We start from the raw sequence: 16,584 nt of genomic DNA on the forward strand, positions 1-16,584 counted from the left end.
CGCCCTCCGCCCGCGGGGGGAAGAGGGACTTGCCGAGGATTCGTCAGCGGGGCAAACTAATGCCGTGACCGTCCCCACCGCCCCCGGTCCGCGGCCACACCCGACGCCGTGGCGCACCTCGACCCGGGCCCTGCGCCCGCGCGCGAAGGTGCTGCCCTCCCAGGCCCGCGCCCACAACCGCTCCGTCGTGCTGGGGCTCCTCTTCCACGAGGGGCCCGTCTCGCGCGCCGACCTCGCCCGCGCCACCGGCCTGACCCGGGTCACCGTCTCGGAGATCGTCGGCGACCTCCTCACCGACGGGCTGGTCGCCGAGCTGGGCCTGCGCCCGGAGGGGAGGGTCGGCAAGCCGGCCATGATGGTCGGGCTGCGCGCGGCCGAGCACCACGTCGTCGCCGTCGACCTGCAGCGGCTGCCCGCGGCCCGCGTCGCGGTGCTCGACCTCTCCGGCACCGTCGTCAGCGAGACCACCGCCGACGTCACCGGCCTGCGCGGGGAGGACGCGACGGCCGCCCTGGAGGACCTCTGCCGCGCCGGCATCGCCGGTGCGCCGCAACGGGTGGTGGGCGTCGGCATCGGGACCCCCGGCATCGTCGACGCCACCGGGCGCGTGGTGGAGTCCGCCCGGCTGGGCTGGCGCTCGGTGCCGCTGGCCGAGCGGCTCTCCCACGCGCTGGGGGTCGGGGTCCACGTCGCCAACGACGCCGACACCGCCGCGCTGGCCGAGTTCACCTACGGCGAGGCGTCCCCCTCGGGCTTCATGGTCGTCGCCGTCGGCCAGGGGGTGGGCGCCGGGCTCGTGCTGGACGGGCACCTGGTGCGCGGGCACCGGCTCGCGGCCGGGGAGATCGGCCACCTCACCGTCGACCCCCGCGGGGAACCCTGCGAGTGCGGGCGCCGCGGGTGCCTGGAGACCATCGTCGCCCCCGCCTACCTGGACCGGACGCTCGCCGGGCGGACCCCGGCCCGCCGGCGCAGCGCCCTGCGCGACGCCGGCCACCGGCTCGGGGCGGTGCTCGCCCCCGTCGTCGCCGCCCTGGACCTGGAGGAGGTCATCCTCACCGGGCCCGCCGAGCTGCTCGACGGCCCGCTGCTGGAGGCGGCCCGGGAGACCGTCCAGACCACCTGCCTGCCCACCGAGGGGACCGCCCCGCAGGTGCGGATGGCCCAGCTCGGGGCCAACGGCGTGCTGCAGGGGGCCGCGGCCCTGGTGCTGTCGGGGGAGTTCGGCTTCAGCTGACCCGCGCCCGCCCCGGACCCGCCGGCCCGGCCCGCCCGCGGGCGGGCCGGGCGCGGCTCAGGACTCGAAGGCGCTGGGCAGGTACCGCTCGACGTTCTCCGCCGTCACGACGGGGGCGTACAGTTGGACGGTCCGGGGGACCTCCACCTCCACGAGGTCGCTCATCGCCTTCCGCTGGACGAGGAGACGGGCCAGGCGGACGCCGTCGGCGGCCTGGGTGGAGGGGTAGACCACCGTCGCCTTGACCACGGAGTCCCCGGACTGGATCTCCCGCATGACGTTGGCCGAGCCGGCGCCGCCGACCATGACGAACTCGTCGCGCCCCGCCTCCTCGATGGCGGCCATCACCCCGACCCCCTGGTCGTCGTCGTGGTTCCACAGCGCGTCGATCTTCGGCGCGGCCTGCAGCAGGTTCGCCGCCGCCTGCTGCCCGCCCTGGACGGTGAAGTCCGCGGCGACGCGGTTGTCGACGTCGAGCCCGCACTCGCCCAGGGCGTCGGCGAAGCCCTGGCTGCGGTCCTGGGTCAGGGGCAGCGAGTCGATCCCGGCGATCTCCGCGACCACCGCGCCGGGGGTGTCGCCCACCTGCTCGCAGACGTAGGTCCCGGCGGAGACCCCCATGCCGTAGTTGTCGCCGAGGACGGTGGTCCGCGCGGCGGCGGGGCTGGAGAACTCCCGGTCGACGTTGACGACCGTGATCCCCGCCTCCATGGCGCGCGTGGCGACCTCGGTCAGCGCCGCCCCGTCGTAGGGCAGCAGCACGATGGCGTCCACCCCGTCGTTGATGAACTGCTCGACCTGGCTGATCTGCAGGTTGACGTCGTTGGTGCCCTCGGAGACCCGCAGCTCGACGTCGTCGTAGCGCTCCGCCTCCTTCGTGGCGGCGGAGGTGATCGCGCCCATCCAGCCGTGGTCGGAGGCGGGGGCGGAGAACCCGATGACGACCTGCTCGCCCTCCTCGTCGTTGCCGCCGGCCGCGGCGGGCGCCGAACTGCTGTCCCCCTCCGGCTCGGCGGGGGTGTTGGAGGTGCAGGCGCCGAGCAGCACGGCGGTGGCGGTGACGGCGCCGGCGGCGATCAGCCGGCGGCGCAGCGGGGTGCGGGGTGCGGACACGGGATCTCCTTCGATCCTGGGCGGTGCGGGGGTGGTGCGGACCGGGCGGTCAGGCGCCGCGCGAACGGGCCGCGAAGCGCTGCTGGAGCATCACGGCGGCGACGATGATGGCGCCCTTGGCCACCGACTGCGCCGAGATGGACAGGTTGTTCTGGGTGAAGACGTTGGTGAGGGTGGCGAAGATCAGCACCCCGAAGACGGTGCCGACGACGGTTCCCCGCCCGCCGGCCAGCAGGGTCCCGCCCACCACCACGGCCGCGATCGCCTCCAGCTCGTAGAGACCGCCGTTGGTGGAGGACCCGGCCGTCGTGCGGGCCAGCATCATGACGGCCGCGATGCCGGCGGTGAGACCGGAGAGGGCGTACAGGTAGGCCGTGTGCCGCTTCACCGCGATGCCCGCGAGGCGGGCCGCCTCCGGGTTGCCGCCCACGGCCACGGTCCGCCGCCCGAAGGTCGTCCGGTTGAGCAGGACCCAGCCGGCCACCGCGACCAGCGCGAACACCCACACCAGCACCGGGACGCCCAGGACGCTGCCCTGGAAGGCGTCGAGGAACGGCTGGACCCGCACGATCTGCGTGCGGCGGTTCGCGATGACCTCCGCCAGGCCGCGGGCGGCGACCATCATGCCCAGCGTGGCGATGAAGGCCACGACGCGGCCGTAGGCGACGAGGACCCCGTTGACCAGACCGCACACCGTGCCCACCAGCAGCGCGGTGAGGACCATCAGCGACCAGTGGGTGTCCTGGGCCATGGTCTGCGTCGCCAGCGTCGTGGCCCAGACCGAGGCCAGGCCCAGGACGGAACCCACGGACAGGTCGATGCCGCCGCCGGTGATGACGAAGGTCATCCCGATGCTGAGGACGCCGATGACGGCCGCGAACCGCAGGATCGTCAGCAGGTTGTCCACGCTGGCGAAGCGCTCCCCGGCGGTGGCCACCCCCACGACGCAGACCAGGAGCAGGACGACGACCAGGCCGACGCTGCGCCCGGCGCCTCCGCCGAGCCGCCCGCGCCCACCGGCACCGCGCGCCGGTGCGCTGCGCTCCAGCGGGGCCGGGCGGTCCGGGTCCGGCGGGACGCTCCCCGCCGTCGACAGGGGCGGGGGCAGCTGCTCGCTCACGCGGCACGTCCTTCCATGACGAGGTCGAGCACCCGGTGCTCGTCGATCCGGTCCGCGGGGCCGCTGTGCAGGACCCGGCCCTCGGCGACGACGAGGACGCGGTGGGAGAGGCCGAGCACCTCCTCGATCTCGCTGGACACCACGACGACGGCGTTGCCGGCCGCGGTCAGCGACCGCACCAGGGCGTACACCTCGGCGCGCGCGCCCACGTCCACGCCCCGGGTGGGTTCGTCGAGCAGCAGGACCCGGCAGCCGTGCACCAGCCACCGGGCGAGCACGGCCTTCTGCTGGTTGCCCCCGGAGAGGGTCCGCACCGGGCGGTCGGGGTCGGCCGGGCGCAGGTCGAGGGCGGCGATCTGCTCCCGCGCGCTGGCCCGTTCCGCGCGCTCGTCGAGGACGGGCCCGCGCGCGAAGCGCCCGAACGTCGAGAGGGTGATGTTCCGGTACACCGGCTCGTCGAGCAGCAGGCCCTGGCTCTTGCGCTCCTCCGGGGCCAGCCCGATCCCGGCGCGCACGGCCGCGGCGACCGATCCCGGTCGCAGCGGCCGGCCGCCGACCAGGACCTGCCCCGCCGTCGCCCGGCGGGCGCCGAAGACGGTCTCCAGGATCTCCGAGCGCCCCGAACCGACCAGTCCGGCCAGGCCCACGACCTCGCCGGCGCGCACGCTGAAGGAGACGTCGGAGAAGGAACCCCGCAACCCCAGGTCGCGCACCTCCAGCAGCGTCTCGCGGTCCGCGGGCACGGGGGTGCGGGCGGGGAAGACCTGGTCCACCGCGCGGCCGGTCATCAGCCGGATCAGCTCCGCGGTGGGGGTCCCGGCGACGGGCAGGCCCGCGGCGACCGTGCGGCCGTCCTTGAGGACGGTGATCCGGTCCCCGACCCGGCGGATCTCCTCCAGGCGGTGGGAGATGTAGAGCACGGCGACCCCGGCGGCGGTGAGCTGCCGCACCACCCGGAACAGGTTCGCGACCTCCTCGGAGTCGAGGACCGCGGAGGGTTCGTCCATGACGATGAGCCGGGCCTCGTGCGACAGGGCGCGCGCCATGCTCACCACCTGCTTGCCCGCCGCGGAGAGGGAACCGACCTCCCGGGTGGGGGAGATCTCGCCGTGGCCGAGCCGCCGGAGCAGGTCCCGGGTGCGGGCGTGCGCCTCGCGGCGCCGGGTCAGCCCCGCCCGGGAGGTCTCGTGCCCGAGGTGGACGTTCTCGGCCACCGTGAGGCCGTCGACGACGTCGAGCTCCTGGTGCATCGTGGCGATGCCGGTGCGCAGCGCCGCGACCGGGGTCGGCAGGACGACCTCCTCGCCCAGCCACCGGACGGCCCCGGCGGTGGGCTGGTGCGCCCCGGCCAGGACCTTGATGAGGGTGGACTTGCCCGCGCCGTTCTGCCCGAGCAGGCAGTGCACCTCCCCGGGCCGCACCTCGAGGTCCACCCCGTCCAGGGCGCGCACCCCGGAGAACTCCTTGACGATGCCCCGCGCGACCAGCAGGGGTTCCACCGTCGCGGGGCCGGCGGGGACGGGCCGCCCCGGTGCGTCGCCGTCGACGCGGTCGTCGTTGACCATGCCGGTGAACCTACGAGGGGGTTTCGGGACGCGTCAAGGAAGCCGCCGGAGGGGGAGCGGGGTCAGCGCCCCCCGTCGGGCAGGGCGGTGGCGAGGCTCTCCAGCGCGCCCAGCCGGTCCTCGCCCACCGGGAACAGCACCACCTCGTCCAGCCCGGCCGCGCGCAGCTCCGCGATCCGCGCCCGGACCCGTTCGGCCGGGCCCACCAGCGTCAGGTCCTCGACCCACGCGTCGGGCATCCGGCGGGTGAACTCCTCCGCGTCGGCGCACTGCGCGTGCAGGGCGCGCAGCTCCTCGGCGTAGGCCGAGGGCGCGACGTGGGCGGCGGCGTCGGGCAGGCCGACCCAGACCAGCCCGGGGCGGACGGCGGCGCGGGCGCGGGCGAGGTCGTCGTCGACGGCGGCCAGTTCGTAGCCGATCAGCCGGTGCCTCTCGACCGCCGGGGTCCCGATCTGCTCGCGGGCCAGGCGGGCGTACTCCGGGGTCACGGGCTCGGCGAGCAGCGTCGCGTCGAGGTGGGCGCCGGAGACCGCCAGCGACCTCGGGCCGCGGACCCCGGCGGCGACGGCCGGCGGGTGCGCCGGCGGGGTCTCCAGCCGGACCCCGTCCAGGTGGACGTAGCGGCCGTCGAGGGTCACCGTCTCGCCGTGCAGCAGGCGCCGGACCGCGGTGACGTGCTCGGTGAACGACGTGAGCGGGCTGGCGCCCCAGGCGCCGACCTGCCGCATCCAGAACGGCACCCCGTGCCCGAACCCGACGGTGAACCGCCCCGGGAAGAGGTCGGCCAGGGTGGCGGCCTCCATCGCGGCGAACGCGGGGTTGCGGGCCGCGGCGGGGGCGATGCCCAGACCGACGTGGATCCGCCGGGTGACCGCGAGGACCGCCGCGGCCTGGGCGAAACCGCCCCGGAAGCCGAGGTCCTCGATCACCCAGAGGGAGTCGAAGCCGAGCTCGTCGGCCCGGCGGGCGAAGGGCAGGACGTCGGCGGTCGGCAGGTCGCGGGGCAGGGTCACACCGGTGCGCACCCCCGGAACCTACTGGACGGCGGGCCGGGCCACCGAGCGCGCGAACAGCGTGGAGAGGGCCACCACCGCCAGCACCACGAGGATCGCCGAGCGCAGCCCGGCGTGCTGCCCGACGAAGCCCAGCAGCGGCGGTCCGACGAGGAACGCCGCGTACCCCGCCGTCGCCACGGCGCTGACCCGCCGGGCCGCGCCGGCCGGGTCGTCCCCGGCGGCCGAGAGCGCGACGGGGAAGCCCAGCGCCGCCCCCAGGCCCCAGAGCAGCACCCCCACCGCGGCCACCGCGATGCCGGGGGCGAGGGAGACCAGCCCGATCCCGGCCACCGCGCAGGCCGCGGAGGCGAGCACCACCGGCGTCCGGCCGTAGCGGTCCAGGAACCAGCCCCCGCCGAAGCGCCCGGCCGCCATCGCCGCCCCGAAGAACGCGAAGACCAGCGACCCCGTCGTCGCGCTCAGCCCGAACCCGTCGACGACGATGAGGGGCAGCCAGTCGTTGGCCGACCCCTCGGCCAGCGCCATCCCCAGCACGATCACCCCGATCGCCAGGGTGCGGGTCTCGCGCCACACGGCGAGAGGGCTGCCCGGGGGACCGGCGCGCCCGGCCACGCGCGGTTCGGCGCCGGTGGCGGGGGGCAGGTGGCGCACCAGCCAGGCCGTGCAGGTCGCGGTCAGCGCGGCCACGGCCAGCAGGTGGGCGAGCACCGGCAGGTGCGCGGCGTTGGCCAGGAGCCCCAGGACCGCGCCCACGCACAGCCCGAGGCTGTAGCTGCCGTGCAGGGAGGGGACGACGGTGCGTCCCACGACCGCCTCGAGGGCGACCCCCTCCACGTTGAGGGCGATCTCGCCCGAGCCCATGCCGAAGCCGATCCCGGCCAGGCCCACGGCCACCAACCAGCCCAGGCCGAGGGTCGCGCCGAGGCCCGCGACCGCGGTCCCGGCGGCGACGGCCAGCAGACCCGTGCGCACCACGGCCCGGGCCCCGCTGCGCGCGACGTAGCCGCCGCCCACGGCGATGCCCGCCATCGACCCCACGGACATCCCGGCGATGACGAGCCCCATCGCGGCGGTGCTGGAGTGGGTCAGGTCGCGGATGGCGGGCGTGCGCGAGACCCAGGCCGCCATCGTCAGGCCGTTGCAGCCGAAGGCGGCGGTCAGCGCCGCCCGCCACCGCGCGGCGGGGACGTCCACGTCGGCGCCCCCTCAGCGCGGGCGGCGGGCGAACAGGTCGGTCACCCGGTGGCCCAGGGCCAGGCCGCGCGCCTCGAAACCGGTCACCGGGCGCCAGGCCGGGCGGGAGCCCAGCCCGCCCGGCTCCAGGACCAGGCCCGGTTCGGCGGAGAGCACCGCGGTCATCTGCTCCGCGTACGGCTCCCAGTCCGTCGCGAGGTGCAGCAGGCCGCCGGGGGCCAGCCGGTCGGCGACCAGGGCGGCGAAGCCGGCGTCGACCAGGCGGCGCTTGTGGTGGCGGGGCTTGCGCCAGGGGTCGGGGAAGTACACCCGCACCCCGGCCAGGCTGCCGGGGCGGATCCGCCGGTGCAGGAGCATCCGCCCGTCGCCCTCGTGGACGTGGACGTTGGTCAGCCCGCGCTCGTCCACGCCCTGCAGCAGCCGCGCGACGCCCGGGGTGTGCACGTCGGTGGCGACGACGTGGGTGCCCGGGTCCGCCTCGGCCATGGCCAGCGTGCTGGCTCCCATCCCGAACCCGATCTCCAGGACGACCGGCGCGCCGCCGGAGAGCGCCGGCAGGTCCAGCGCGCCCTCGCCCGCGGGCAGGGCGAAGCGGCCCTGCAGGTTCTCCAGCGCGGCGCGGCCGGTGGTGCCCATCCGGCCCCGGCGCAGCTTGTAGGAGCGGGTGGTGTCGTCGGGATCGGCGAGGGCGGTCACCGGACCATCATCGGCCACCGGAATACCTTCCAGTGGAAGCCTGGTGTGTAGGATCCTGCACGGCAGGGTGGCCGCCTCCGTGACCGCCGGCTGCGAGTCCGTTCACGACCTCCGCAACGAAGGAGCCCCCAGGTGCCCCGGAAACCCTCCGTCCAGCTCTACTCGGTGCGCGACGCCGTGCAGGCCGACCTGCCCGGCGCCCTCGCGCGCCTGGCCGAGATCGGGTTCGAGCAGGTCGAGCCCTACGGCTTCCACGAGCGGGCGGTGGAGTTCAAGGACGCCCTCGCCGCCGCCGGCGTCACCGCCCCCTCGGGCCACGCGCCCGTCATCGACTCCGAGAACCCCGCGGCGATCTTCGAGGCCGCCAACACCCTCGGCATCACCACCGTCATCGACCCGTTCGTGCCGAGCGAGCGCTGGCGGACCGCCGACGACGTCGCCCGCACCGCCGACCGGGTGAACGAGCTCAGCGCGCTGGCCCACGAGTACGTCCTGACGTTCGGCTACCACAACCACGCCTGGGAGCTCGAGAACACCGTCGAGGGCCGCCCGGCGCTGGAGCTGTTCGTCGACCGCCTCGCACCGCAGGTCGTCCTGGAGATCGACACCTTCTGGGCCACCGTCGGCGGCGCCGACACCCCCGCGCTGCTGCGCTCGCTGGGGGACCGGGTTACCCTCATCCACGTCAAGGACGGGGCCAAGAGCACCGACACCTCCACCCAGCAGCCCGCCGGGCAGGGCGAGGTCGACGTCGCCGCCATCCTCGCCGCCGCCCCGCAGGCGCTGCGGGTCGTGGAGTTCGACGCCTACGCCGGGGACGTCTTCGACGGCCTCGCGCAGTCCTTCGCGTGGCTGCAGGAGAACGACCGGTGAGCGCGGGAACCGGAACGGGTTCCGGGCGCGTCGGCGTCGGGATCATCGGGGCGGGGAACATCTCCACCCAGTACCTCGAGAACCTCACGAAGTTCCCCGACGTGGACGTGCGCTTCGTCGCTGACATCGCCCTGGACCGCGCGGCGGCGCAGGCCGAGGCCTTCGGCGTGCCCGCCTCCGGCAGCGTCGCGGACCTGCTGGCCCGCGACGACGTCGAGATCGTCGTCAACCTGACGATCCCCGCCGCCCACGCCGAGGTCGGGCAGCAGGTGCTGGCCGCCGGCAAGCACGTGTGGAGCGAGAAGCCCCTCGCCCTGGACGCGGAGTCCGGCCTGGCCCTGCTCGCCGACGCCCGCGCCGCCGGCCTGCGCGTGGCGTGCGCCCCGGACACCGTGCTGGGGGCGGGCATCCAGACCGCGCTGCGGGCCATCGCCCGCGGCGACATCGGCGAACCCCTCACGGCGACGACGATGTTCCACGTCCCCGGCCCCGAGGCCTGGCACCCCAACCCCGACTTCCTCTTCGCCCACGGCGCGGGTCCCCTGTTCGACATGGGCCCCTACTACGTGACGACGCTGGTCCACGCGTTCGGTTCCGCCAGCCGGGTGCAGGCGGTGTCGTCGCGGTCGGTGGCGACGCGCACCATCGCGACCGGGCCGCGCGCGGGCGAGACGTTCCCCGTCGAGGTCCCCACCCACCACGCCGCGCTGCTGGAGTTCGACGGCGGGCAGTCCGCCCAGTCCACGTTCTCCTTCCAGCACGCGCTGCCGCGGTCGGGCTTCGTCGAGGTCAACGGCACCGAGGGCACCATCGTGCTGCCCGACCCGAACACCTTCGAGGGTGATTCGGTGCTGTGGCGCAACGGGTCCGAGGAACCGGAGACGATCCCGGCGGTGGGTTCGACCTACGGCCGCGGGTCCGGCGTGCTGGACCTGGCGCGCGCGATCCGTTCCGGGGGCACCGAACGCGCCTCCGGGGCCGTGGCCGCCCACGTGCTCGACGTGCTGCTCGCGATCCGGGACGCCGCCGCGGAACGCCGCGTCGTGGAGGTCACCTCGAAGGTCGACCCGGTAGCGCCGCTGCCGGAGGACTGGAACCCCGCCGCCGCCACCCTGTAGGGCGACAGCGCCAGGAGACCTCCGGGTTCCCCCGGGGGTCTCCTGCGTTCAGGAACCGCTCGGCAGGAACCGTTCCAGGAGTTCCAGCGAACGCCGCACGTCGACGGTCCCCGGGTCCAGCAACCACTGGACCTGCAGGCCGTCGGAGGCGGCGACGATCAGCGACGCCGCGTCCGAGGCGTCGATGTCGGCGGGGGTCGTCCCCGCCGCCTGAGAGCGCTCGATGCGCCGGACCAGGTCCTCGCGGACCCGGCGGAAGCGGGCGTTCACGAACTCGCGGGTCGCGGCCCGCTGCTCCTGCAGCGCGTCGGCGGTCAGCGTCGCGTACAGCTGCACCAGCCCCGGGACCTCGCGGTTGCGGTCGGCGCTGCGGGCGATGTCCTCCACGGCCCCGGTGTCCTCGTCCTCGACGAGGAGGCGCTGCTCGTGCTCGCGGTACACCTCGATGAGCAGTTCCTCGCGCGAGGTGAAGTAGTGGCGCAGCGCGGCGTGCGAAACCCCGATCGCGTCCCCGACCGACCGCATGGACGCGCCGTCGACGCCGTGCTCGGCGAACAGCTCGATGGCCCGGTCGAGGATCTGCCGGCGGCGTTCGACGCCCTTGCGGTAGGGACGGGCCGGTCCACGGCGCTCGACGCTGTCGTCTGCCACCGCACCATCGTAGGTGGGGAACCCGCGGCGGAGGTCAGTCCCGCCCGAGGGGGTGGCCGAGGACGAGGAGGGCCAGCGCCCCCAGGCCCAGCAGCAGGGCGGTGGCGGCGGTGACGGCGAGGAGGCCCGCGCCCTCGCCGGCGAGGTCGCCGCGGGTGAGGAGGCCGGCGGTGGCCCGCCGCGCGCGCCGGCCGGCGAGGACGTGGACGACCACCCCGCCGCCGGCGCCGACCACCCCGAGGACCACCGCGCCGGCGCCGAGCTGGGCCGGCAGCAGACGCGCCGCCCCGAGGGAGACCACGACCAGCGACAGCGCGGTCCGGCGCCAGGCCAGCGCCGTGCGTTCCGGCTGCAGGCCCGGGTCGTAGAGCCGGGGCGCGTCCCCCGGTCCCCGCGCCGGCCCGTCCCCCCGCCCGCTCACCGCAGCAGCAGCCCGAGCAGCACGAGGACGCCGGCGAGCGCGGTCCCGGCGGCCAGCGGGGCGGCGAGGGCGGGGGAGGGCAACGGTTCCCCGCGCCGCAGCGCCCGTTCGTCGCGGGTCCACCCCCGCCAGGCCTGGAGGGGGGCGAGCAGGCCGAGCACGACCAGCACGCCCGCGGCGGCCAGCCGCAGCTGCGGCTGGAGGGGCAGGGCCAGGCCCTCCAGGGCGACCCCCGCGGCCAGCAGCGCCAGCGACGTCCGGATCCAGGCGAGGAAGGTTCGCTCGTTGGCGAGGGAGAACCGCGGGTCCGGCTCGCCGCCCTCGCGGTAGACCGAGGCGGGGAACCGGGTGTCCTCGCGCGGGGCGGGTGCGTCCACGAGGTGGAGGATCCCACGGGACGGGGACCCGCGCGGCGGGCCCCACGCACGAGGGCCGCAACAGCTCGGGAGCTGTTGCGGCCCTGGTGTTTCCCACTGGTGCGCCGTCAGGGACTCGAACCCCGAACCCGCTGATTAAGAGTCAGCTGCTCTGCCAATTGAGCTAACGGCGCAACGGGTTGAACTTTAGCAGGCCCACGCCCGTGCCACGAAATCCGGTCCCCGGGGGGGACGAGAGGGGGCGCACCCCCCGGAGCGCCGGACCTCGTGGCGGTGGGGGAGGGGTCAGTCCTGCTTCCACCACTCGTCGTCGGGCAGCCCCTCCGAGGCCAGCAGCTCCGCGGAGTGCGGACCGTCGGGCGAGGCCATGTCCATGATCAGCGACAGCGGGATGTGCTCGGAGAGCATCTCCATGACCGGTTCGGCCGTCGCGTTCGCCTGGGTGTTCTCGTTCGTCATGCGTCCTCCGAGGATCGGTTCCCCCGGGGGCGGGGGACGTAGGAGTGTTCGTCGCCCCCGGCGGCCGCCTTGAGGCCGCGCCCGGGGGAGGACCCGTCCGGCGCAGGGCCCCGGGTCCCGGTCACCGAGCGTGGGGGGCGGCACCCTCCCGCGCCGCGGCGGCCCGTGGGCGGGCGACCCCCGACTGCACCCGCCGCGCGGCGACCACCACCGCGATGCGCCGCCGCCGGCGGCGGGCGGCGGTGGCGTCGAGGGGGTAGCGGGTCAGCACCGGAGAGGTCACGCGCCCCACGCTAGGCAGCCCGGCGGCCGCGCACATCGTCCTCGCGCGGTAGCTCCGCATCACCCTCCGGGATGACCACCCGCCCCGGCCGGGGGCCGCCGGGTGGACGGCGCGGCCACCGGCGGGGACAGTGGGGCGATGCGCGCCGAGGGACGGTGGGGGATCGACCTGACCATGCCGCAGTCGCTGCTGCTGGCCCTGCACCTGCGCGACGCCGCCCGGCTGCGCCCGCCCACCTCCCCGCTCCTGCCCGACCTCCCCCCGCTGGACCCCGCCGCCGTCCCGCTGCCCACCGCCGGCGGTGACCTCACCGGTCTCGAGGCCGCGGGGCGGCAGTGGGCGCGGTGGTGGGCGGCGTCCTTCCCCGGCGGGGCCGACGCCCTCACCTCGATCCTGCCCCCGCGCTTCCCCGGCCTGGCCGGGATGCCCGAGCTGCGGGGGCTGGCCGAGCTCGGCATGGACGACGCCGTCACCTGGAGCGCCCGGGCCCGCGAGGTCGAGCGCCGCGTCCTCGCCCGCACGCCGACCGCCCTGTTCGAGACGAACCTCGTCGCCGAGGTCGAGCACGAGCTGGGCCGGCGGATCCGCCCCTTCCAGCTCGGCGTCGTGGTGCTGCCCGTCCAGGGCGCCCACCACTGGGACGTCCTGGGCCGGCCGGTGATCTCCCTGGGCCTGCGCGCCGACCGCGACGGCTACCTGGCCTGGCTGCGCGAGCGGCTGGTGCGCACCGGCTCCACGCCCCGGGGGAGGGGGGAGCGCACCGAGCAGCCCTGAGCGGGCTCCCCGCCCGGACGCCCCGAGGACGACGAAGGCCCCCGACGGTGTCGTCGGGGGCCTCCGCGCGTGGGGTGAGTGACGGGACTTGAACCCGCGACTTCCTGGACCACAACCAGGTGCTCTACCAGCTGAGCTACACCCACCACGGCACGCTCGACGCTGACGCGGCGCACGTGACGGGTCGAGGATACACGCTCCCGCGGGTTCCCCCGACGGCTCCGGGCGGGCTCACCCGCCCGGCTCAGGCCTCGGGCTTGAGCTCGTACTTCGCGCCCGCGGCCTTGGCCGTGTCGGAGTCCGGACCGGGGTCCGGCACGAACAGCACCTCGCGGTAGTACTTCAGCTCCTGGATGCTCTCCCGGATGTCCGCGAGCGCGCGGTGGCCGCCGTGCTTGCGGGGGGTGTGGAAGTAGACCCGCGGGAACCAGCGCTTGGCCAGCTCCTTCAGCGAGGACACGTCGATGAGGCGGTAGTGCAGGTGGTCGGTGAGCTGCACCATGTCCCGGGCCAGGAAGGCGCGGTCGGTGTGGACCGAGCTCCCCGCCAGCGGGGCCTTGCGGGGCTCGGGCACCCACTGCTTCACGTAGTCGAGGACGATCCGCTCGGCCTCCTCCAGGGTGCGGCCGTCCGGGATCTCCGCCAGCAGCCCCGAGGCGGTGTGCATGTCGACGACGACGCGGTCCATGTCCACCAGCGACTCCGCCGGCGGCTTGATGACCACGTCGACCCCGTCGCCGAGGACGTTGAGGTCGGCGTCGGTGACGAGCACCGCGACCTCGACGAGCGCGTCCTCGGTCAGGCTCAGCCCGGTCATCTCGCAGTCGATCCAGACGATGCGATCGGTGACCTTGTCGTTGCTCACCGGCCCAGGGTAGAGGTGCGCGGACGCCGCGCGGCGCGCGGCGCGGACGCCGACGGGCGGGCGGGGGAGCAGCCCGTACCCTCGACCCATGTCGCCGCAGCGCCCCCGCGCGTCGGCGCTGCTCCCCCTGACCGTCGTGGTCCTCGTCGTCTGCGGGGTGCTCAGCCTCACCGCGGTGACCATGGAGGTCGGCTGGGGCGGGGTGCTGCCCGGCCTCGCGCTGGCCGCGGTGCCCGTCGGGCCGGTGCTCGCCACCGTCCTGTGGCTGGACCGCCACGAGGCGGAGCCGCCGCACCTGCTCGCCTTCGCCTTCGGGTGGGGGGCCTGCGTGGCGAGCCTGGGCGCGCTGGTGCTCAACACCGGGGTCTCGCGGCTGCTCGACCGGGCCGTGGGGGACGTCACCAACACCTCCGTCCTCGTCGCCCCCGTGGTCGAGGAGACGCTCAAGGGCCTCGGGGTGCTCCTGCTGCTGCTGCGGCAGCGCCGCCAGTTCGACGGCGTCGTCGACGGCATCGTCTACGCCGCCTTCGTCGGCGTCGGGTTCGCCTACCTGGAGAACGTCCTCTACCTCGGCCGCGCCCTGGGCGACGGCCACCCCTCCTCCCTGGTGGCGGTCTTCGTCCTGCGCTGCCTCGTCTCCCCGTTCGCGCACCCGCTGTTCACGATGGCCGTGGGGGTGGGGCTGGGGATCGCGGCCCGCCACCGCCGGCCCCTGCACCGGGCGGGGGCGCCCCTGCTCGGTCTCGCCGTCGCCGTGGTCCTGCACGCGCTGTGGAACGCCAGCGCCGGGTCGGGGGCGGCGACCTTCGTGGAGACGTTCCTGCTGCTGCAGGTCCCCGTCTTCGCCGCGGCCGTCGCGGTGGCGCTCGCCGCCCGGGCCCGCGAGGCGCGGCTCATCGGGCGCCACCTGCAGGTGTACGTCCGCACGGGCTGGCTGGGCGAGGGCGAGGTCGAGATGCTCGCCTCCGGCCGGCTGCGGCGCCAGGCCCGGTCGGCGGCCGCGGGCCCCGGGGGGCGCACGGCGGTGCGGGCGGTGCGGGAGTTCCAGGAGACCGCCACCGAGCTCGCGTTCCGCCGGGACCGGGTGCGGCGGGGGACGAGCCGGCCCGCGCCGGAGGAGGAGCTGGAGCTGCTGCAGCGCCTCGCCGCGCAGCGGGCCTCGGTGCTGGGGCTGCTGCCGCGGGCCGGGGGCGGGTAGGCCCCCCGGGCCCGGGAGACCTACCTCACAACGGGGCGCTGCCGGGACCTCCGGGCGGCGCCCCGCCCCGCGCAGGTCGTAACCTTCGGAGGTCCACCGATCGACGACGAACGAGGGTGAGCTCCGTGCCCGCATCGAACCGCTACGACGCCGTTCTCATCGGGGGCGGCGTGATGAGCGCCACGCTGGCGACGATGCTGGCCGAGCTCGAGCCGGACTGGAAGGTCCTGGTCCTGGAGAAGCTCGACACCGTGGGCGCCGAGAGCTCCGACATGTGGAACAACGCCGGCACCGGCCACTCGGCCCTGTGCGAGCTCAACTACACCCCGGCCACCCCCGACGGCGGGGTCGACATCGGCAAGGCCGTCGCCATCAACGAGCAGTTCCAGCTGTCGCGGCAGTTCTGGGCGCACCTCGTCGAGGAGGGCGTCCTGCCCGACCCGGGGAACTTCATCAACTCCGTCCCGCACATGAGCTTCGTCCGCGGCGGGGACGTCGAGTTCCTCCGCGCCCGCTACGAGGCCCTCAGCCGCCACCCGCTGTTCGCGGGGATGGAGTGGTCCGAGGACCGGGCCGCGATCGGGGAGTGGGCGCCGCTGCTCATGGCCGGGCGCGCGGCGGGGGAGCGGGTCGCCGCCACCCGCGCGCAGGCGGGGACCGACGTCGACTTCGGGTCCCTGACCAAGCAGATGCTGGCCGGCGCCGCGAAGAACGGGGTCGAGCTCCTCACCGGGCACACCGTCAAGGACCTGCGCCGTCGCGGGTCGGGGTGGACCGTCGTCGGCGAGAGCACCGGCGCCTCCGGGGGCAGCTTCCAGGTGGCGACGCCGTTCGTGTTCGTCGGCTCCGGGGGCGGGGCGCTGCACCTGCTGCAGCGCAGCGGCATCCCCGAGGGCCAGGGCTTCGGCGGGTTCCCCGTCAGCGGGCAGTGGCTGCGCTGCACGAACGAGGAGGTCGTGGAGCGCCACGCGGCGAAGGTCTACGGGCAGGCCGAGGTCGGCGCCCCGCCGATGTCGGTCCCGCACCTGGACACCCGCTTCGACCACGGCCGCCGGGCGCTGATGTTCGGGCCCTACGCGGGGTTCTCGCCCAAGTTCCTCAAGCAGGGGTCGCTGCTGGACCTGCCCCTGTCGGTGCGTCCGCACAACCTGCTGCCCATGCTGGCCGTGGCCCGCGACAACGTCTCGCTCATGACCTACCTGGGCAAGCAGATCGTGCAGTCCACCGACCAGCGCCTGGAGGCGCTGCGGGTGTTCTACCCCGACGCCCGGAGCGACGACTGGGAGCTGCTCACGGCCGGCCAGCGGGTCCAGGTGATCAAGAAGGGCCCCCGGGGCGGGGTGCTGCAGTTCGGCACCGAGCTCGTGCACGCCGGGGACGGGTCGGTCGCGGCGCTGCTGGGGGCCTCCCCGGGAGCCTCCACCGCCGTCGAGGTCATGCTGCGGCTGCTGCGGCAGTGCTTCCCCGCCCACCAGGAGCTGTGGCGCGAGCGCCTCACCGCGATGGTGCCCTCCTACGGCACGAAGCTGTCCGAGGACACCGACCTGCTCACCGCGACGCTGGCGCGCACCAGCGACGTCCTCCGGCTCGCCGCCTGAGCCGGGCGCCCGGTCCGCGCGGACCG

Annotated in this window: 18 protein-coding genes and 2 tRNA genes; 6 read left to right on the forward strand and 14 right to left on the reverse strand. The window is 75.5% G+C overall.

Annotated elements, in window-relative coordinates; genetic code table 11:
- Positions 1 to 64: 64 nt before the first annotated feature.
- Positions 65 to 1,237 carry an ROK family transcriptional regulator gene (locus KRAD_RS15280; RefSeq protein ID WP_012086529.1) on the forward strand — a complete coding sequence of 391 codons (1,173 nt, stop codon included), beginning with the start codon at positions 65 to 67 and terminating at the stop codon, positions 1,235 to 1,237.
- A 57-nt stretch (positions 1,238 to 1,294) separates the two neighbouring features.
- On the opposite strand, the gene KRAD_RS15285 is transcribed toward KRAD_RS15280, so the two are convergent.
- From KRAD_RS15285 to trmB, 6 genes are all read right to left on the reverse strand, one after another.
- Positions 1,295 to 2,350, reverse strand: a complete 1,056-nt coding sequence (locus KRAD_RS15285; protein WP_012086530.1) for a substrate-binding domain-containing protein — start codon at positions 2,348 to 2,350, stop codon at positions 1,295 to 1,297.
- Positions 2,351 to 2,399: 49 nt separating this feature from the next.
- Positions 2,400 to 3,470 carry an ABC transporter permease gene (locus KRAD_RS15290; protein WP_012086531.1) on the reverse strand — a complete coding sequence of 357 codons (1,071 nt, stop codon included), beginning with the start codon at positions 3,468 to 3,470 and terminating at the stop codon, positions 2,400 to 2,402.
- Positions 3,467 to 5,035, reverse strand: a complete 1,569-nt coding sequence (locus KRAD_RS15295; RefSeq protein WP_012086532.1) for a sugar ABC transporter ATP-binding protein — start codon at positions 5,033 to 5,035, stop codon at positions 3,467 to 3,469. Before KRAD_RS15295 ends, KRAD_RS15290 begins: the two co-directional genes overlap by 4 nt.
- Positions 5,036 to 5,097: 62 nt before the next feature.
- Positions 5,098 to 6,060: an LLM class flavin-dependent oxidoreductase gene (locus KRAD_RS15300; protein WP_041292133.1), complete on the reverse strand. Its 963-nt coding sequence runs from the start codon at positions 6,058 to 6,060 to the stop codon at positions 5,098 to 5,100.
- 9 nt (positions 6,061 to 6,069) lie between these two features.
- Complete coding sequence (locus KRAD_RS15305; RefSeq protein ID WP_012086534.1) at positions 6,070 to 7,245, reverse strand: MFS transporter; 1,176 nt, start codon at positions 7,243 to 7,245, stop codon at positions 6,070 to 6,072.
- 12 nt (positions 7,246 to 7,257) lie between these two features.
- A complete protein-coding gene (gene trmB / locus KRAD_RS15310; protein WP_041292134.1) occupies positions 7,258 to 7,941 on the reverse strand; it encodes a tRNA (guanosine(46)-N7)-methyltransferase TrmB in 684 nt (227 codons plus the stop codon).
- A gap of 132 nt (positions 7,942 to 8,073) precedes the next feature.
- On the opposite strand from trmB, the gene KRAD_RS15315 reads away from it, so the two are divergent.
- On the forward strand, positions 8,074 to 8,814 hold the full coding sequence (locus KRAD_RS15315) for a sugar phosphate isomerase/epimerase family protein (protein WP_012086536.1): 741 nt from the start codon (positions 8,074 to 8,076) through the stop codon (positions 8,812 to 8,814).
- Entirely contained in the window at positions 8,811 to 9,932 is a 1,122-nt protein-coding gene (locus tag KRAD_RS15320; protein ID WP_012086537.1) for a Gfo/Idh/MocA family protein, read from the forward strand. Before KRAD_RS15315 ends, KRAD_RS15320 begins: the two co-directional genes overlap by 4 nt.
- A 48-nt stretch (positions 9,933 to 9,980) precedes the next feature.
- Here the strand turns inward: KRAD_RS15320 and KRAD_RS15325 are convergent, their stop codons facing one another.
- From KRAD_RS15325 to KRAD_RS26440, 6 genes are all read right to left on the reverse strand, one after another.
- Complete coding sequence (locus KRAD_RS15325; RefSeq protein WP_012086538.1) at positions 9,981 to 10,583, reverse strand: TetR/AcrR family transcriptional regulator; 603 nt, start codon at positions 10,581 to 10,583, stop codon at positions 9,981 to 9,983.
- A 34-nt stretch (positions 10,584 to 10,617) separates the two neighbouring features.
- On the reverse strand, positions 10,618 to 11,004 hold the full coding sequence (locus tag KRAD_RS15330) for a DUF202 domain-containing protein (protein WP_049821221.1): 387 nt from the start codon (positions 11,002 to 11,004) through the stop codon (positions 10,618 to 10,620).
- On the reverse strand, positions 11,001 to 11,381 hold the full coding sequence (locus tag KRAD_RS15335) for a YidH family protein (protein WP_012086539.1): 381 nt from the start codon (positions 11,379 to 11,381) through the stop codon (positions 11,001 to 11,003). The genes KRAD_RS15330 and KRAD_RS15335 overlap by 4 nt, the downstream gene beginning before the upstream one ends.
- A 97-nt stretch (positions 11,382 to 11,478) precedes the next feature.
- Positions 11,479 to 11,554, reverse strand: a tRNA-Lys gene (locus tag KRAD_RS15340).
- Positions 11,555 to 11,666: 112 nt separating this feature from the next.
- Positions 11,667 to 11,840, reverse strand: coding sequence for a hypothetical protein (locus KRAD_RS26435; protein ID WP_012086540.1), 174 nt, complete (start codon positions 11,838 to 11,840; stop codon positions 11,667 to 11,669).
- A gap of 121 nt (positions 11,841 to 11,961) precedes the next feature.
- On the reverse strand, positions 11,962 to 12,123 hold the full coding sequence (locus KRAD_RS26440; protein ID WP_162145128.1) for a hypothetical protein: 162 nt from the start codon (positions 12,121 to 12,123) through the stop codon (positions 11,962 to 11,964).
- A 138-nt stretch (positions 12,124 to 12,261) separates the two neighbouring features.
- Here KRAD_RS26440 and KRAD_RS15345 point away from each other — a divergent pair, with 138 nt between their 5' ends.
- Entirely contained in the window at positions 12,262 to 12,897 is a 636-nt protein-coding gene (locus KRAD_RS15345) for a hypothetical protein (protein WP_157873615.1), read from the forward strand.
- A gap of 70 nt (positions 12,898 to 12,967) precedes the next feature.
- Here the strand turns inward: KRAD_RS15345 and KRAD_RS15350 are convergent.
- Positions 12,968 to 13,043, reverse strand: a tRNA-His gene (locus tag KRAD_RS15350).
- A 98-nt stretch (positions 13,044 to 13,141) separates the two neighbouring features.
- The gene (gene orn / locus KRAD_RS15355) at positions 13,142 to 13,762 is read right to left on the reverse strand and encodes an oligoribonuclease (RefSeq protein ID WP_012086542.1); all 621 of its coding nucleotides are present in this window, start codon (positions 13,760 to 13,762) and stop codon (positions 13,142 to 13,144) included.
- Between the two features lie 88 nt (positions 13,763 to 13,850).
- Here orn and KRAD_RS15360 point away from each other — a divergent pair, with 88 nt between their 5' ends.
- Both KRAD_RS15360 and KRAD_RS15365 read left to right on the forward strand, forming a co-directional pair.
- Positions 13,851 to 14,960, forward strand: a complete 1,110-nt coding sequence (locus tag KRAD_RS15360; protein WP_012086543.1) for a PrsW family intramembrane metalloprotease — start codon at positions 13,851 to 13,853, stop codon at positions 14,958 to 14,960.
- A gap of 116 nt (positions 14,961 to 15,076) precedes the next feature.
- Entirely contained in the window at positions 15,077 to 16,558 is a 1,482-nt protein-coding gene (locus tag KRAD_RS15365; protein ID WP_012086544.1) for a malate:quinone oxidoreductase, read from the forward strand.
- Positions 16,559 to 16,584 lie beyond the last annotated feature (26 nt).

The sequence above is a fragment of the Kineococcus radiotolerans SRS30216 = ATCC BAA-149 genome, from assembly GCF_000017305.1.
Taxonomy (GTDB): Bacteria; Actinomycetota; Actinomycetes; order Actinomycetales; family Kineococcaceae; genus Kineococcus; species Kineococcus radiotolerans.